The organism is Paenibacillus canaveralius (assembly GCF_047238265.1).
Classification (GTDB): Bacteria; Bacillota; Bacilli; order Paenibacillales; family NBRC-103111; genus Paenibacillus_F.
Genome location: NZ_JBDFMM010000001.1, coordinates 4,076,725 through 4,091,639, shown reverse-complemented (window position 1 = coordinate 4,091,639; position 14,915 = coordinate 4,076,725). Strand labels below are relative to the sequence as shown.

The 14,915-nt window shown below is 56.3% G+C and carries 13 protein-coding genes; 12 read left to right on the top strand and 1 reads right to left on the bottom strand.

Going from position 1 to position 14,915, the window contains the following annotated elements; genetic code table 11:
- Nucleotides 1-71 precede the first annotated feature (71 nt).
- The 8 genes from aroE (at nt 72) to leuS (ending at nt 7,567) form a co-directional block, all read left to right on the top strand.
- Nucleotides 72-941 carry a shikimate dehydrogenase gene (gene aroE, locus ABC395_RS18450; RefSeq protein WP_413005314.1) on the top strand — a complete coding sequence of 290 codons (870 nt, stop codon included), beginning with the start codon at nt 72-74 and terminating at the stop codon, nt 939-941.
- A gap of 14 nt (nt 942-955) precedes the next feature.
- Entirely contained in the window at nt 956-1,252 is a 297-nt protein-coding gene (gene yhbY / locus ABC395_RS18445) for a ribosome assembly RNA-binding protein YhbY (protein WP_413005312.1), read from the top strand.
- A 134-nt stretch (nt 1,253-1,386) separates the two neighbouring features.
- Nucleotides 1,387-1,974 carry a nicotinate-nucleotide adenylyltransferase gene (gene nadD / locus ABC395_RS18440; RefSeq protein ID WP_413005310.1) on the top strand — a complete coding sequence of 196 codons (588 nt, stop codon included), beginning with the start codon at nt 1,387-1,389 and terminating at the stop codon, nt 1,972-1,974.
- Nucleotides 1,964-2,530: a bis(5'-nucleosyl)-tetraphosphatase (symmetrical) YqeK gene (gene yqeK, locus ABC395_RS18435; protein WP_413005308.1), complete on the top strand. Its 567-nt coding sequence runs from the start codon at nt 1,964-1,966 to the stop codon at nt 2,528-2,530. Before nadD ends, yqeK begins: the two co-directional genes overlap by 11 nt.
- Before the next feature lie 145 nt (nt 2,531-2,675).
- A complete protein-coding gene (rsfS, locus tag ABC395_RS18430; RefSeq protein WP_413005306.1) occupies nt 2,676-3,023 on the top strand; it encodes a ribosome silencing factor in 348 nt (115 codons plus the stop codon).
- Nucleotides 3,020-3,904, top strand: a complete 885-nt coding sequence (locus ABC395_RS18425) for a CvfB family protein (protein ID WP_413005304.1) — start codon at nt 3,020-3,022, stop codon at nt 3,902-3,904. Before rsfS ends, ABC395_RS18425 begins: the two co-directional genes overlap by 4 nt.
- A 1-nt stretch (nt 3,905) precedes the next feature.
- A complete protein-coding gene (locus ABC395_RS18420) occupies nt 3,906-4,694 on the top strand; it encodes a class I SAM-dependent DNA methyltransferase (RefSeq protein ID WP_413005302.1) in 789 nt (262 codons plus the stop codon).
- Nucleotides 4,695-5,119: 425 nt separating this feature from the next.
- The gene (gene leuS, locus ABC395_RS18415) at nt 5,120-7,567 is read left to right on the top strand and encodes a leucine--tRNA ligase (protein WP_413005300.1); all 2,448 of its coding nucleotides are present in this window, start codon (nt 5,120-5,122) and stop codon (nt 7,565-7,567) included.
- Between the two features lie 322 nt (nt 7,568-7,889).
- On the opposite strand, the gene comER is transcribed toward leuS, so the two are convergent.
- Complete coding sequence (gene comER, locus ABC395_RS18410) at nt 7,890-8,720, bottom strand: late competence protein ComER (RefSeq protein WP_413005298.1); 831 nt, start codon at nt 8,718-8,720, stop codon at nt 7,890-7,892.
- 242 nt (nt 8,721-8,962) lie between these two features.
- On the opposite strand from comER, the gene ABC395_RS18405 reads away from it, so the two are divergent.
- From ABC395_RS18405 to ABC395_RS18390, 4 genes are all read left to right on the top strand, one after another.
- The gene (locus ABC395_RS18405) at nt 8,963-9,685 is read left to right on the top strand and encodes a ComEA family DNA-binding protein (RefSeq protein ID WP_413005296.1); all 723 of its coding nucleotides are present in this window, start codon (nt 8,963-8,965) and stop codon (nt 9,683-9,685) included.
- A gap of 130 nt (nt 9,686-9,815) precedes the next feature.
- Complete coding sequence (locus ABC395_RS18400; RefSeq protein WP_413005294.1) at nt 9,816-11,141, top strand: homocysteine synthase; 1,326 nt, start codon at nt 9,816-9,818, stop codon at nt 11,139-11,141.
- An 8-nt stretch (nt 11,142-11,149) separates the two neighbouring features.
- The gene (locus ABC395_RS18395) at nt 11,150-11,662 is read left to right on the top strand and encodes a deoxycytidylate deaminase (RefSeq protein WP_413005293.1); all 513 of its coding nucleotides are present in this window, start codon (nt 11,150-11,152) and stop codon (nt 11,660-11,662) included.
- Between the two features lie 192 nt (nt 11,663-11,854).
- The gene (locus tag ABC395_RS18390; protein WP_413005291.1) at nt 11,855-14,737 is read left to right on the top strand and encodes a ComEC/Rec2 family competence protein; all 2,883 of its coding nucleotides are present in this window, start codon (nt 11,855-11,857) and stop codon (nt 14,735-14,737) included.
- Nucleotides 14,738-14,915: the final 178 nt, after the last annotated feature.

Sequence of the window (14,915 nt, the reverse complement as noted above, 5' to 3'; positions counted from 1 at the left end):
CCGACAAGGTTCAGGGACTTTTCGTCTGTAAAAGTCGGGCATATAAACATTGCACGGGGGAGAGACCGACCATGGGTAACAAGCCGTCTTTGGACAGCGGTACGATTCTGTACGGAGTATTCGGAGATCCCGTGAGGCACTCCCGCTCTCCGGTTATGATGAACCGGGCCTTCGGCGAAACGGGCATCAACGGGGCGTACACCGCATTTCACGTGCTGCCGGGGCAGCTGGAGGAGGCCGTTGCCGGCATACGCGCGCTCGGTTTCGGCGGAGTCAACGTAACGATTCCGCATAAAGTCAACGTGATGCAGTACCTCGATGAGATTGATGCGGACGCACAAGCCCTGGGCGCCGTCAACACCGTCGTCAACCGCGGCGGCAAACTGATCGGCTACAACACGGACGGGATCGGGTATGTCCGTTCGCTTAAAGAAGAAACGGGCCTGGATCTCCGCGGCAAAAAAGTGCTGCTGATCGGCGCGGGCGGAGCGGCCCGGGGGATTTCCTATGCGCTGGCGAAGGAAGGCATTTCGTTTATCGCGATCGCCAACCGGACGGCGGAGAAAGCCGGGGAGCTCGCCGCTGCCGTCCGCTCCGAAACGAGTGCCGTCGGCATGGGCCTTGACGAATTAGGAAACATTATCAGTGACGCGGATCTGATCATCAACTCGACTTCTTCGGGCATGTACCCGAATATCGAAGAGATGCCTCTGGATCTGGACGGTCACCGGCTCCGGGAAGGCGCGATTGTCAGCGATCTCGTTTACAACCCGCTGGAAACCCGGTTTTTAAAAGAAGCCAAAGCGAGAGGGGCCGTCACACACGGCGGACTCGGCATGTTTATTTATCAGGGGGCCTACGCGTTCGAATACTGGACCGGCGTCCCTGCGCCTGCAGCGGCGATGCGGCAGGCCGTAGAGCAATCATTTATCGGGAATTGAGGGAATCAGAAGTTATGCTAACAGGAAAACAAAAGAGACATCTGCGCTCACTGGCGCACCATTTGAACCCGGTCTTCCAAGTAGGCAAAGGCGGAGTGAACGAGCACTTGATCCAGCACATCGTGGAAGCGATCGAGGTTCGCGAATTAATGAAAATCTCGGTACTCAACAACTATGAGGCCGACTGCAAGGAAGTTGCCAGAGAACTGGCGGAAGGCGCGGACGCCGAAGTGGTTCAGGTTATCGGCCGCACGATAGTGCTTTATAAAGAATCGCGCGATAACAAACAGATCGAGCTGCCGAAGTCCTAAACGACGGGTACAACCGGTAAAAATACCGGACCGGACCGGCTGCCGGCTTTAAAATGAATTTACGGGACGGCAGCAGCCCTTATGGCACCGGACCCGGTGAAAAATCACGGCGGACCGCCGGAGGAGGTGGCGACATGCGGATAGGAATCATGGGCGGGACCTTCGATCCGGTGCATACCGGCCACCTGGTTGCGGGCGAATGCGCCCGTGCCGCCTGCGGGCTGGATGAAGTGTGGTATATGCCCGCCAACGTGCCGCCGCATAAACCGAACGCTCCCAAGGCTTCGGCCGGGCAGCGCTGGGAGATGGTATGCCGCGCCGTGTCGGACAATCCCGCTTTCCGTCCGTTCGATCATGAGCTCCGGAAAGGCGGGGTTTCATACTCAGTCGATACGATCCGGGAGCTGAAAGTTCTTTACCCGGAGCACGAATTTTACTACATCATCGGAGCCGATATGGTCGAGTATTTGCCCAAGTGGCGTGATATCGGAGAGATCATGAAGATGATCGGTTTCATCGGTCTTCAAAGGCCGGGCTTCGAGCTTCATCCGGATGCGCTGCCGGAGTTCATCCGGGAGGGTGTCCGTCTGGCTCCGATGCCGCTGCTCGATATTTCCTCCACGGATATCCGGAACCGGAGGCGGGAAGGCCGTACCGTCCGCTATCTCGTCACGGCTCCCGTACACGATTATATCGAAGGGATGGGTTTGTATGAATCGTGAAGAGATGATGAAGACTGTAAAAGAGGAAATGCCCGAAAAACGGTGGCGGCATACTCTCGGCGTCATGGAAACCGCCGTTATCCTGGCCCGCCGGTTCGGCGCGGATGAGGAAAAAGCGGATACGGCCGCGATTTTGCACGATGTGTGCAAATACTGGCCCGTAGAGAAGCAGGCCGGCGCGATTCGCGAAAGCGGGTTTCAGACGGACGTCTTGTCCTTCGACAAAGAGATGTGGCATGCTCATGCCGGAGCTTGGATCGCTTCCACCCGGTTCGGCGTGAAGGATGAAGATGTGCTGAATGCGATCCGCTACCATACTTCCGGCAGGGAAAACATGTCCGTCCTGGAGAAGGTCGTGTGCCTGGCCGATTACATGGAGCCCGGTAGAGATTTTCCAGGTGTGGATAAAATCCGCGAACTGGCGGAAACGAGTCTGGAGCGGGCTCTGCTGGCCGGTTTCGACTCTACGCTTTCGTTTCTTCTGCAGAAGGGCAAGCGTATTTACCCGCTCACCGTGCTGACGCGCAACCGTTTAGTCCTCGAATTAGACGTGTAATACTGGGTAATAAGTCCTTTTGACATTTGATTGGATGAACGGAATTAACGAACAAAATGATACCGAACGGAATTTAATAGAGGATGTACATGCTGGCTAACGTGATCGGTCTCAAAAACCGTCCAGCGAGAAGGAGGATGATGGGATGAAAGTAAATCCGGAACAATTGATGAATCTGGTTGTGGATGCGGCGGAAGACAAGAAAGCCATTAACGTGGTGGCTCTGGACCTTCAGGAAATTTCCCTGGTGGCCGATTATTTCGTGATTTGCAACGGGAACTCGGAAACACAGGTACAGGCCATCGCTACGGAAATCCGCAAAAAAGCGGATGAGCACGGCGTTACCGTCCGCGGTCTTGAAGGTTACGATACCGCACGCTGGATACTTGTGGATCTGGGGGATGTCGTTGTCCACGTATTCCACAGGGACGACCGTGAATATTACAATATCGAGCGTCTCTGGTCGGACGCAAGGGTTGTGGAACGCGTATGAGTCTGGAAGCGGGAACTCTCGTCACGCTTGACGTAACGAGAGAAGTATCGCCGTACGGTTATTTCGTAACCGACGGAGAACGGGAAGTACTGCTCCCGTACGCGGAAACGAACCGGAAACTGAAAGCCGGCCAGCAGGCCGAGGTTTTCATCTATTACGACACGGAAGACCGCATGGCGGCCACGATGAACCGGCCGATGCTGCTTCTGGGAGAGCTGGCTCTGCTTGAGGTTGTGGACCTTCATCCGCGCTTCGGGGCCTTTCTGGAAATGGGAATCGGCCGGAATCTTCTTCTGCCGTTCAAGGAAATGCCGGAGCTTGACGAGCTCCGCCCTCAAGTGGGAGACAAAGTCTTCGTGACGATGGACCACGACCGCCAGGGAAGACTGGTTGCCCGGCTTGCGGGAGAAGACGTTCTCTCTGAAAAATGTTTTCCGGCCCCGCAGGCGTGGAGAAACCAGTGGCTGGACGCGCGCGTGTACAAACCGCTGCAAATGGGAACGTTCGTCGTTTGCGACGGCGGAGTCGTCGGCTTCGGCGTCATCGGACTGATTCCCTCTGCGGAGCGCTCGCGCCTGCTCAGAGTCGGTGAGGAAGTCAGCGTACGCGTCACGTATATCCGTGAAGACGGACGCGTGAATTTGTCGATGCGGCAGCCGAAGGAAAAAGGACGGGACGAAGACGCCGAGCGGGTGCTGGCGGTTCTGCGCGAACGTCCGGGCGGCGCCATGCCTTATTCGGACCAGACCGAGGCGGATTTGATCAAATCCAAGTTCGGCATCAGCAAGTCCGCTTTCAAACGCGCGCTCGGCAAGCTGATGAAGGATGGCCTGGTGTACCAAGAAGAAAACTGGACGTATCTCAAGCAAGAGGAGAACTGACATGTCGTACCGTGATTTTGCTTATACGTACGACCGGCTGATGGAGGACATGCCGTACGAGGCATGGATTTCCTACGCCCGGCAGGCCTGGGAGGCTTACGGCCTCCGTCCGGAAACCGTTGTCGATCTCGGCTGCGGCACGGGAAACATTGCCGTGCCGCTCGCGAAGCTCGGCTGCAAAGTCGTCGGAATCGACTTGTCTGACGATATGCTGGCCGTCGCCCGGCACAAAGCCGAAGAAGAGGCCGCTAACGGCGCGAAGCCGGACATCCTTTGGCTGCAGCAGGACATGCGCGACTGGGAACTGCCCGAGCAGGCGGACGCGGTCATCTCCTTCTGCGACTGCTTCAATTATCTCCTCGAAGAAGAGGAGATAATTGAAGCCCTGGAGCAGGCTTACCGGGGGCTGCGGGGCGGCGGCGTCCTGCTGTTCGATGTCCACAGCCCGGCCCAGTTCGAAGAGTACGCTTCCCTGCAGCCTTTCGTCTTCGACGAAGAGGATGTGGCGTACTTGTGGACCTGCGAGCTCGACGAGGAACGGACGGAAATCGAGCACGCGCTGACGATTTTCGTCCGTGAGGACGCTTCGTCCACACGAGGCGGGGAGCCGCTTTTCCGGCGCATCGAAGAGACTCACAGACAGCGTGCGTACGACCCGCGCTGGCTGACGGAAAGGCTGAAGGCGGCAGGCTTCGCGGACATCCGGATTTCCGCTGATTTTGAGTGGAATGCGGAGATTTCGCCGGATTCCCGCCGGTTTTTTTACGCGGCCCGCAAGCCTCTGGCCTAAAAAGGGCGCTTTACTTGACAAAGAGCTTCGATATTGCCTATAATCATTACAAATTTGTGTAATCGCACCAGCTATGAAGAGGATCATCCCTTTGCACGCATGTTTACAGAGAACCGGCGGTCGGTGGAAGCCGGTACATGATGAAGGCGAGCTCACCTCCGAGCCGGAAGGCGAACCGCAGTACGGCCGTTTCCTTGCAGCTGTGCCTGTCATCCGGCAGGAAGCCGGACGGAAGCGAAGATGTACTGCCCAGTAACCGGACCGTTTAGCCCGCGTTAAGGGACTTGAGTGAACAACCGGCAAAGCATGCCGCTTGTTAACTAGGGTGGTACCACGGGGAATATACAACCTCTCGTCCCTAGCCGTAAGAGCTAGAGACGGGAGGTTTTTTGGTTGCGATGATAACGTCAGGAGGACCTACACACATGGCACATGAAAAAGAACAACAGGGCTACAACCCACAGGTAATCGAGCCTAAATGGCAAAAATACTGGGACGACAACCAAACCTTCCGGACATCGGACGAAGCGGGTAAACCGAAATTTTACGCGCTCGATATGTTTCCTTATCCGTCCGGCGCAGGTCTTCACGTAGGCCACCCGGAAGGATACACGGCTACCGACATCGTTTCCCGCTTTAAGCGCATGCGCGGCTTTAACGTGCTTCATCCGATGGGCTGGGATGCTTTCGGCCTGCCGGCCGAGCAGTACGCCCTCGATACGGGCAACGACCCGCGTGAATTTACGAAGCAGAATATCGAGAATTTCCGCCGCCAGATCAAGTCGCTTGGTTTCTCGTACGATTGGGAGCGCGAAATTTCCACAACGGACCCCGAGTATTACAAGTGGACCCAATGGATTTTTATCCAGCTGTACAAAAAGGGCCTCGCTTACGTGGACGAAGTCCCCGTAAACTGGTGTCCCGCGCTCGGAACCGTTCTGGCCAACGAAGAAGTGATCGACGGCAAGAGCGAACGCGGAAACCATCCCGTCATCCGGAAGCCGATGCGTCAATGGGTGCTGCGGATTACCGAGTATGCCGAGCGGCTTTTGGAAGATCTGGAGGAGCTGGACTGGTCCGAAAGCATCAAGGATATGCAGCGCAACTGGATCGGCAAATCCAAGGGGGCGGAAGTCACTTTCGCTATCGACGGGCATGAAGGCGACAGTCTGACGGTCTTTACGACCCGTCCGGATACGCTTTTCGGAGCGACCTACTGCGTGCTGGCACCGGAGCATGACCTGGTTTCCAAAATTACGACGTCCGGTCAGAGCGCCGACGTGACGGCGTACCAGGAAAAAGCCGCACGCAAAAGCGACCTTGAGCGTACGGATCTGGCCAAGGAAAAGTCCGGCGTGTTTACCGGTGCTTATGCCGTTAACCCCGTAAACGGCGCCAAGCTGCCGATCTGGATCGCGGACTACGTGCTGGCCGGTTACGGCACAGGCGCCATCATGGCTGTACCGGGACACGACGAACGTGACTGGGAGTTCGCCAAGCAGTACGACCTGCCGATCGTCGAAGTCGTACAGGGCGGCAGCGTGCAGGAAGCCGCTTATGACGGAGACGGACCGCACGTGAATTCGGGCTTTATCGACGGAATGGGCAAGGAAGAGGCTATCGCGTCCATGATCACGTGGCTGGAAGAGAACGGCAAGGGCAAAGGCAAAGTCACGTACCGCCTGCGCGACTGGCTGTTCAGCCGTCAGCGCTATTGGGGCGAACCGATTCCGATCCTCCATCTCGAAGACGGAACGATGAAAACCGTGCCGGAAGATCAGCTGCCGCTTCTGCTTCCGCAGGTCGAGCACATCAAGCCATCCGGAACCGGCGAATCTCCGCTGGCCAACGTGGAAGACTGGGTAAACACGGTCGATCCCGAAACGGGCATGAAAGCCCGCCGCGAGACGAATACGATGCCGCAGTGGGCGGGAAGCTGCTGGTATTACCTGCGCTTTATCGATCCGCGCAACAACGATGAAATCTGCTCTCCCGAGAAGCAGAAAGAGTGGTTGCCGGTCGATCTTTATATCGGCGGAGCGGAGCATGCGGTTCTTCATCTGCTCTACGCGCGCTTCTGGCACAAAGTGCTTTACGATCTCGGAGTGGTCGAGACGAAAGAGCCGTTCCACAAGCTCGTCAACCAAGGGATGATTCTCGGCGAGAATATGGAGAAAATGTCCAAATCGCGCGGCAACGTGGTGAATCCCGACGATATCGTCAATGAATTCGGTGCCGACACTCTGCGTATGTACGAAATGTTCATGGGGCCGCTTGAAGCGACGAAGCCTTGGAATACCAACGGCGTGGAAGGCTCTTACCGCTTCCTTAACCGCGTATGGCGTCTGTTCGTAGACGAGAACGGGGCACTCAGCGGCAAAATTTCCGATGACGAGAATGCCGGCGGAGACGCGTTTAAACGCACGTGGCACCGGACCGTCAAGAAAATTACGGAAGATTTCGAAGCTCTCCGTTTCAATACCGCTATCAGCCAACTGATGATTTTCGTCAATGAAGCTTATAAGACAGAAGCGCTGCCGAAAACGGCCGTGAAGCATTTTGTCCAAATGCTTTCTCCGCTCGCTCCGCACATTGCGGAAGAACTGTGGCAGAAGCTTGGCGGAACCGGATCCATCACGTATGAAGCGTGGCCGGTATACGAGGAGGCTTGGACGGTGGACGACGAGGTGGAAATTGTCGTTCAAGTGAACGGCAAAATCGCCGACCGCATAAAAGTCGCCAAAGACCTCGACGAAGCGGGCATGCAGGAGCTCGCGCTTGGCCTCGACAAAGTAAAAGAGCTGAGCGCCGGCAAAACCGTCCGTAAAATCATCGCCGTAAAAGGCAAGCTCGTCAACATCGTAGTCGGATAAACAGCCTGGTATTCAGGGATTCCCTCAGGTTTACTCTTCCTCAGGAAGACATAATCAGAGGGGAGCTCTCCGGACAGCCCGAAACGGCGGAACCGCCTTTCTTTTTAGAAAAGCGGCCTCCGCCGTCGGACGGCCCCGGAAAACCGGCCATCTCTCCAATTTGCTTACTTCGCATGTATTTCCGCAATACTTCCCACTAGGAATTACCCCGATCCGCTAAATCACCTTTTTTTCAAACTTACGAAGTTCTATAAACGTGAATGTCCGATCTTCCGGAACTCCACTTTCTATCCTCTTCCATTTTACCTCTTTTTTCCACTCCCTATTGTTTTTTTGTCGTAAATACGGCTTCCACTTTTTCCAGATCCTCTTCGTATTTCGCATGCGTAATTCCGATTAACCGGTTAAACATCCCGTCCAGATCCTGCTCCATCAGACGCAATCCTTCAGCCGTAATTCCTCCCGGAACGCGTACTCTTTTTTGAAGCGAAACCGGATCGAAACCGCCCGTCGTCAAGAGCTTGCCCGTCCCCAGCGTCATTTCCGAAGCGAGTATGGTCGCTTCTTCGGCAGATATCCCCGTCTCCGCCACTGCGGCTTCGATATACTTTTCGAGAAAAAATGAGAGGAACGCGGGCGCGCAGCTCGACAAGTCGGAACTGATCCGGGTATATGCCTCGGAAACTCTGACAGGTGTGGAGATGTGAGTCAGAAGATTTTCGATCCATTCTTTATCCTCGGGATGCATGCGCTCTCCGTGAATGCACAAAGTTGACCCGCTGAGCACGTAATTGGTGATACTCGGGATGATCTTCGTCACCTTGCAGGGAAGCTGGTTTTCCAGATGCTTCAGCAGGACCGGGCTCGTGATGGATACGACGATTTGGGCCGGCTCCAGAACCGGTCGGATTTCGTCAATGACTCTCTTATAATCAAGGGGCTTCACGCATAGAAAAACGACATCACGGCCCGCTGCGGCTTCCGCATTGCTGGAGGCGGCGGTTAGTCCGGCGTAGGTTTCCGCCAAACGTTGTACTTTGCCGGGAGTGCGGTTTGCGGCCCAGATTTGCTCAGGATTGAGCGCTCCCGAATGGATGAGCGCTTCGATCAGAATACTTCCCATGCTGCCTGTACCGATAAAACCCGCTTTCATCGACAACCCTCCTCATGAAATAGTCGGACAGGTCTCCTTCCGGCAGTAAGACCGGTGCCTTATACCGGAACGGATTCATTACACCCGACCCATAACAGAAGCGGGCGCCGACATGTTTACCTCGTTGTGTATGGACTCAAAAAATCAGGAACGTTTTCTTAACGGTATGAACATTCTCACACAATTATGACGGTTTCCTGTAGTGTACATTCGCTTATTCAAAATCAAAGGAGTGTTTTATATTGAACTGGAATTTTCAGAGCTGGAAGAACCGGGGCGTTCTTACTGTTTTCGCCGCCGTGATCGCAGCAGGAGTGATCATCTGGCTGCTTGTCAGCCCGAGAGGCACCGTACCGCAGGGTTTTACGGCGTTAAACGCCTCCATGGCGCAAACGATAGAAGGAACCAAGCCTGTATTGCCTGCAGAGAAGCCACCGTCTTCGTCATCGTCAACGTTAACGTCAGGCAAAGCGGAGGCGAAAGAAGAAGCCGGCGCCTGGAGTAAGCAGGCCGGGGCGGAGGAATTCGCGGCAGGCGCTGCCGGAAGCGGCCAGGAGCAGGCACCGGCTTCAGCCCGGAAAGAGGAGGCAGCTGATGACCAGCCTGCGCAGGCGAATCAACGGCAGCCTGCCGCCGGAGGGAACGGATCGGCTCCGGGGCCGCAGGAATCCGGAAAAGCCGGGGGAAGGGCGGCCGTGCCGGTTCCGGAAACAAGTACGGGTGGAGGGGCAAAAGCGCCCGCAGCAGACAAGAAAATCCCCGCCGGTCCGTTAGTCGATATTAATACGGCCAATTTGCAGCAATTGATGGAACTGCCCGGAATCGGCGAAAGCAAGGGGAAAGCGATCCTTGCATACCGGGAACGGCACGGTAAGTTCAAACGGGCCGAGCAACTCCTGGATATAAAGGGAATCGGCGAAAAAATGCTCGCGAAGATGAAGCCTTATCTGCAAATCAGCCCTTGACTGGCTTAGAGAAGAGAGTAAGAAGGAAAGAAAGGAAAGTAAAAATGTCGGAATTGAGAAAATCTACTAAACTTTCTTTCATTTTACGAGGAAATATGAGAAAATAGGCCCAATCAAACAGATTCACTCATTGCCACATAAATGCGATAAGGAGGAAAGAACCATGTCCGAACAACGTCCATATTCTTTGGAAACTCTGGCCGTCCATGCCGGCCAGCAAATCGATCCGACCACGCTTTCCCGCGCGGTGCCTATTTATCAGACGACCTCTTACGGGTTCCGTGACGCGGATCATGCCGCAGATCTGTTCGCCCTGAAAGAATTCGGCAACATTTATACCCGCATCATGAACCCGACGAGCGATGTTTTCGAGCAGCGGATAGCCGCGCTTGAAGGTGGAGCGGGAGCGCTCGCTACCGCATCCGGTCAGGCAGCCATTACATACTCGATCCTCAACATAGCCGGAGCCGGTGACGAGATCGTTTCCGCTTCCAGCTTGTACGGGGGAACCTACAATTTGTTCTCGACGACGCTGGCGAAACTGGGTATCCAGGTGAAATTCGTCGATCCTTCGGATCCGGAAAATTTCCGCAAAGCGATTACGGATAAAACAAAAGCTCTCTACGCCGAGACGGTAGGCAACCCGCGCGGGGACCTGCTCGATATTGAAGCCGTAGCCGCGATTGCGCATGAGAACGGACTGCCGCTCATCGTCGACAATACGTTCCCGACGCCTTACCTGCTCCGCCCCATCGAGCACGGTGCCGACATTGTCGTGCATTCCGCGACGAAGTTTATCGGCGGACACGGCACTTCCATCGGCGGTGTGATCGTTGACGGCGGTAAGTTCGACTGGAAAGCCAGCGGCAAGTTCCCCGGGCTTACGGAGCCGGACCCGAGCTACCACGGCGTCGTTTACGCCGATGCCGTAGGGCCGATCGCTTATATCATCAAGGCGCGCGTCCAGCTTCTCCGCGATATGGGAGCTTCCATTTCGCCGTTTAACTCTTTCATGCTTCTGCAGGGCCTGGAGACGCTTCACCTGCGCATGGAGCGCCACAGCTCGAACGCGCTTGCGGTGGCGCGTTATCTCGAAGCCCATGAATCGGTCGAATGGGTCAGCTACGCCGGTCTGGAAAGCCACAGCTCCTACCAATTGGCGCAAAAATATTTGCCTAAGGGCCAGGGCGCGATCCTTACCTTCGGCATCAAAGGCGGCCTCGAAGCCGGCCGCAAAGTGATCGAAGAAGTTAAGCTGTTCTCTCATCTTGCCAACGTCGGCGATTCCAAATCCCTGATCATTCATCCGGCAAGCACGACCCATCAGCAGCTCAGCGAAGAAGAACAGCTCAGTGCGGGCGTTACGCCGGGCATGATCCGTCTGTCGATCGGTACGGAAGCGATCGACGATATCCTGCATGATCTGGAGCAGGCCATCCGGGCCAGCCAGCAGTAGGTGCCGGCATGACGGGACGTAAAGACTGGGACACTTACTTCATGGATATCGCCTACATGGCTTCAACGCGCTCGCAGTGCAGCCGCCGGCATGTCGGGGCTGTGCTCGTGCAGGGCAAGAAGCTTCTCGGCACGGCGTACAACGGGGCCCCGATGGGTGTCCCGGACTGTTCCGAAGAAGGATGCATGCTTGTCGAAGAGTATGAACTGCACGTGGTGGACGGTAAGGAAGAAATGATCCGCAAGCAGCGCTGTATCCGTACGATTCATGCGGAGCAGAACCTGCTCCTGTTCACCGACCGCGAAGACCGTGAAGGCTCCAGCGTCTACGTGACGGACCAGCCGTGCTGGACCTGCTCGAATATGCTGGCCAACAGCGGCGTGCGGGAGATCGTGTTTCACCGTCCTTATCCGAAAGACAGCGACAAGGTGAATGCCTTGATGGCTGCGAGGGGAATCGCTTTCCGCCAAATACAGGGATACGAGCCGCCCGAAGGAACGGACCACCGGATTGTTAATTGAATGAAGTTCAGCGGACGGCTTGCTGCCTGAGAGGGAATGCAATCAGATCAAGTCGTTTCACGGAACAATCACAAATAGCGTGAGGAAGAACCTCCGCTGCTCCAGATGAGCAGCGGAGGTTCTTTTTGTTGTCCCGCGGAGAAATCAGCTGCGGGGTAAGGCAAACGAATATCGAATGCAGGGGGATACGACATGCGTTTAAACCGCAATGATATAACAGGTCTGTCGGTTTTGTGGGTTATCGGCTATGCTGCGGCCATCTACGCCTCCAAACCGTGGATGACGCTTTGGAGCGGCGCGGCTTTCGCCGCCGCGGCCGCCGGCGTCATGGCGCTTCGCCTGCCGAAGCGCCGGTGGATCGCTGCGGCGCTCGTCGCCGCCGCAGCCTGCTGCTATTACGCCGATACGGACCGGCGTAACAGCACCGCTCTGCCCGCCGCATCCGCGGCTGCCGCCAGCGGCAGCCAGGTGAGCGTGGCGGGCACGCTGGCCTCTCCTGTCGCCGTAGACGGCGACAGAGCTTCCTTCGAGCTGCGCGTTTCGCAGCTCGGGGAAAGCGGCGGCAGCGGTACGTCCGCTGCCGGAGGGGCTCCGCCGGAGGAGCGGGTGCAGGTGTCCCTGCGCCTGCTGAGTCCGGCGGAGCAGACCGCCGCCGCATCCTGGCGGCGGGGAGACCGGCTCGCCATGCGTGGCGAGCTGCAGGAGCCCGCTGCCGCGCGGAACTTCGGCGGATTCGACTACCGCCGCTACTTGCGCCAGCAGGGCAAACACTGGCTGCTGGTCGTCAAAGGCGCCCAGCAGGTGCAGCACGGCCCGCCGGCGTCCTTATCCGCCGTTTTCGCAAGTCCGCGGCTGGCGGCCGACCGCCTTCTGCGGACGACGGATGCCCTCCGCGGCTATCTGGGAAGCCGCATCGACCGGATTTTTACGCCGGAGCAGGCGGGCTTTATGAAAAGTATGCTTATCGGATTAACCGATGATATGGACCCGGACCGCTACGGTCAATTTTCCAATCTCGGACTGACTCATATTCTCGCGATTTCGGGACTGAACGTGGCTGTTTTTCTGGGCGTTCTGATCTGGGTGCTGAAAAGGCTCGGTCTGCCCAAGGAGACGTATCTGCTCGTTGCCGTCTTTCTCCTTCCCCTCTACATTCTTCTGACCGGAGCTTCCCCGTCTATCGTAAGGGCGGGTCTTATGACCATGATCGGCCTGCTTGCGGTCCGTAAAAACCGGATCAAAGATATTTTGCAGATCGCTTGTCTGGTCGGGCTTGGGCTTCTGATTTGGAATCCCTATTATTTGCTGGATGTCAGCTTTCAGCTTTCTTTTCTGGTGACGATCGGCTTGATCGTGGGCGTTCCCCGCGTTACCGCCCTTTTGCCCCTTAAGAACGGCATGCTCCGGAATACCGCCGCCATCACCCTCGTGTCCCAGCTTGTCTCATTTCCCGTCTCTATTTATTATTTCAATCAATTTTCGCTGCTTTCCTGGCTGGCAAACGCTGCACTCGTGCCGGTCTTCAGTCTGCTTATTTTCCCCGCGGGTTTAATCGCCACTTTTCTCGGACTTTTGTATGTTCCGCTCGGCCGTTTGGGAGCTTGGATAACCGAAACCGGGACAAGCTTCGTTTTCCGTGTCGTAGAGTGGCTGGACCGGTGGGAGGGATTCCGGACCCTATGGCCGTCCCCCTCGTTTTTCTGGATTGCCGCCTATTATCTCCTGCTTGCCGGTATTTGCCTCGTACTCGAACGTCTGGTTCTTAACCGCCGTGTTCAAGAAGCGGAGGAAGGGCCCCGGCTCGATGTGCCCGCTTCCGGTCAAGGCGGGTTATACAGGCTCAGTACATCTCCCGCAGCTGTTATTACGCTCGGTTTTTGCTGGATCGGACTCCTTTACTACGGGTACACGCCGGACCGCTGGAGCTCGGAGGCTTATGTGGATATGATCGACGTGGGGCAGGGAGACAGTATCCTCATCCGGACCCCGGCCCGTAAATACATCCTGGTAGACGGAGGCGGGACCGTAACTTTCCGCAAGCCCGGAGAGGAATGGAAGCTGCGCAGGGACCCTTATGAGGTCGGAAGGAAAACGCTGGTTCCCCTGCTGAAAAAAAGAGGGGTCCACAAGCTGGATGCCGTTATCCTGACTCATGAAGACGCCGACCACAGCGGAGGGCTCCAGGCTGTTTTGGAGGACTTTCCGGTGGAGACGTTTATTTTCAACGGCACTTACAAGTCCGGCCCTCAAGTGGAAAAACTGTTTCGTACCGTTGTGGATAAGAAAATACCGCTTATTTCCGCCGCTTACGGAAAAACACTCCGGATGGACAGCCGGACACGGCTCGATTTTCTTGCCCCGCAGCCGGTGAACGCGCCGCTTTCCGCCGGAACGGACTCGCCTGCGGACATATCGGGCCCTGGAGAAGTCACATTTTCTGCGGGTACAAGCTCGTCCCCGGACGCATCCGAGTCTGGAACATCCGCCTTTCCCGCTCGGCGGGCGGAAGGAAAGACGGAAGCCCCGCCCGCAAGCGATGCTTCCGGTTCCGCCGGCAGCCCCATTGTGCTGGAAAACGAGCAAAACGGCGTTTCCGTCGTTTTTCTGCTGGAAATGGACGGGACGAGGTGGCTTTTTACCGGGGATATGGATGTTAAAGCGGAGCGCCGCGTCTTGGAGCTTTTGCAGACCGGGAACTTCGCGGGAAAAATGCATGAAACGAAGTCTCCGCAGTCTGGCAGCGGCATAGATGAACCGGACCGCACGGAAAACGGATCCTCGGCGCCTGCAGGGATCGATGTTCTCAAAGTGGCCCACCACGGCAGCAAAACGTCTACCGGAAGCGACTGGCTCGGCTATTGGAAGCCCCGTACCGCTCTAATTTCCGCAGGGGTTAAAAATATGTACCGGCATCCTTCGCCGGACGTGGTCGCCAGACTGGAAAGAAACGATATCCGGGTTCTCCGGACGGATTTACTGGGTGAGATCCGGCTTCTTGTAAAAGGGGGGAAGATTTACGTGCGTTCGATGCTATCCGTAAATTCTTCCGTTCCAGTGGCTAACGGACCGTTCTGACGGAAGTTTGAAGTTCTCATGAGCCATCACCGCCGGCCCCGGCGGCAGAACGATTATGTGCACAGGATGTTTCTTCCGGACTGGAGTCGATTTTCTGGTTGTTTTCAGCCAAAAGAAACATTTTAGCAACATTCTTGTGCTATTGTTAAGAGACGGGGTGTGAATCCGGACCGCTCCT

Bases quoted from the DNA above. Each gene is read 5' to 3' on its own strand.
- aroE (WP_413005314.1), top strand. From the start codon at position 72: ATGGGTAACAAGCCGTCTTTGGACAGCGGTACGATTCTGTACGGAGTA.
- yhbY (WP_413005312.1), top strand. From the start codon at position 956: ATGCTAACAGGAAAACAAAAGAGACATCTGCGCTCACTGGCGCACCAT.
- nadD (WP_413005310.1), top strand. From the start codon at position 1,387: ATGCGGATAGGAATCATGGGCGGGACCTTCGATCCGGTGCATACCGGC.
- yqeK (WP_413005308.1), top strand. From the start codon at position 1,964: ATGAATCGTGAAGAGATGATGAAGACTGTAAAAGAGGAAATGCCCGAA.
- rsfS (WP_413005306.1), top strand. From the start codon at position 2,676: ATGAAAGTAAATCCGGAACAATTGATGAATCTGGTTGTGGATGCGGCG.
- ABC395_RS18425 (WP_413005304.1), top strand. From the start codon at position 3,020: ATGAGTCTGGAAGCGGGAACTCTCGTCACGCTTGACGTAACGAGAGAA.
- ABC395_RS18420 (WP_413005302.1), top strand. From the start codon at position 3,906: ATGTCGTACCGTGATTTTGCTTATACGTACGACCGGCTGATGGAGGAC.
- leuS (WP_413005300.1), top strand. From the start codon at position 5,120: ATGGCACATGAAAAAGAACAACAGGGCTACAACCCACAGGTAATCGAG.
- comER (WP_413005298.1), bottom strand. From the start codon at position 8,720: ATGAAAGCGGGTTTTATCGGTACAGGCAGCATGGGAAGTATTCTGATC.
- ABC395_RS18395 (WP_413005293.1), top strand. From the start codon at position 11,150: ATGACGGGACGTAAAGACTGGGACACTTACTTCATGGATATCGCCTAC.
- ABC395_RS18390 (WP_413005291.1), top strand. From the start codon at position 11,855: ATGCGTTTAAACCGCAATGATATAACAGGTCTGTCGGTTTTGTGGGTT.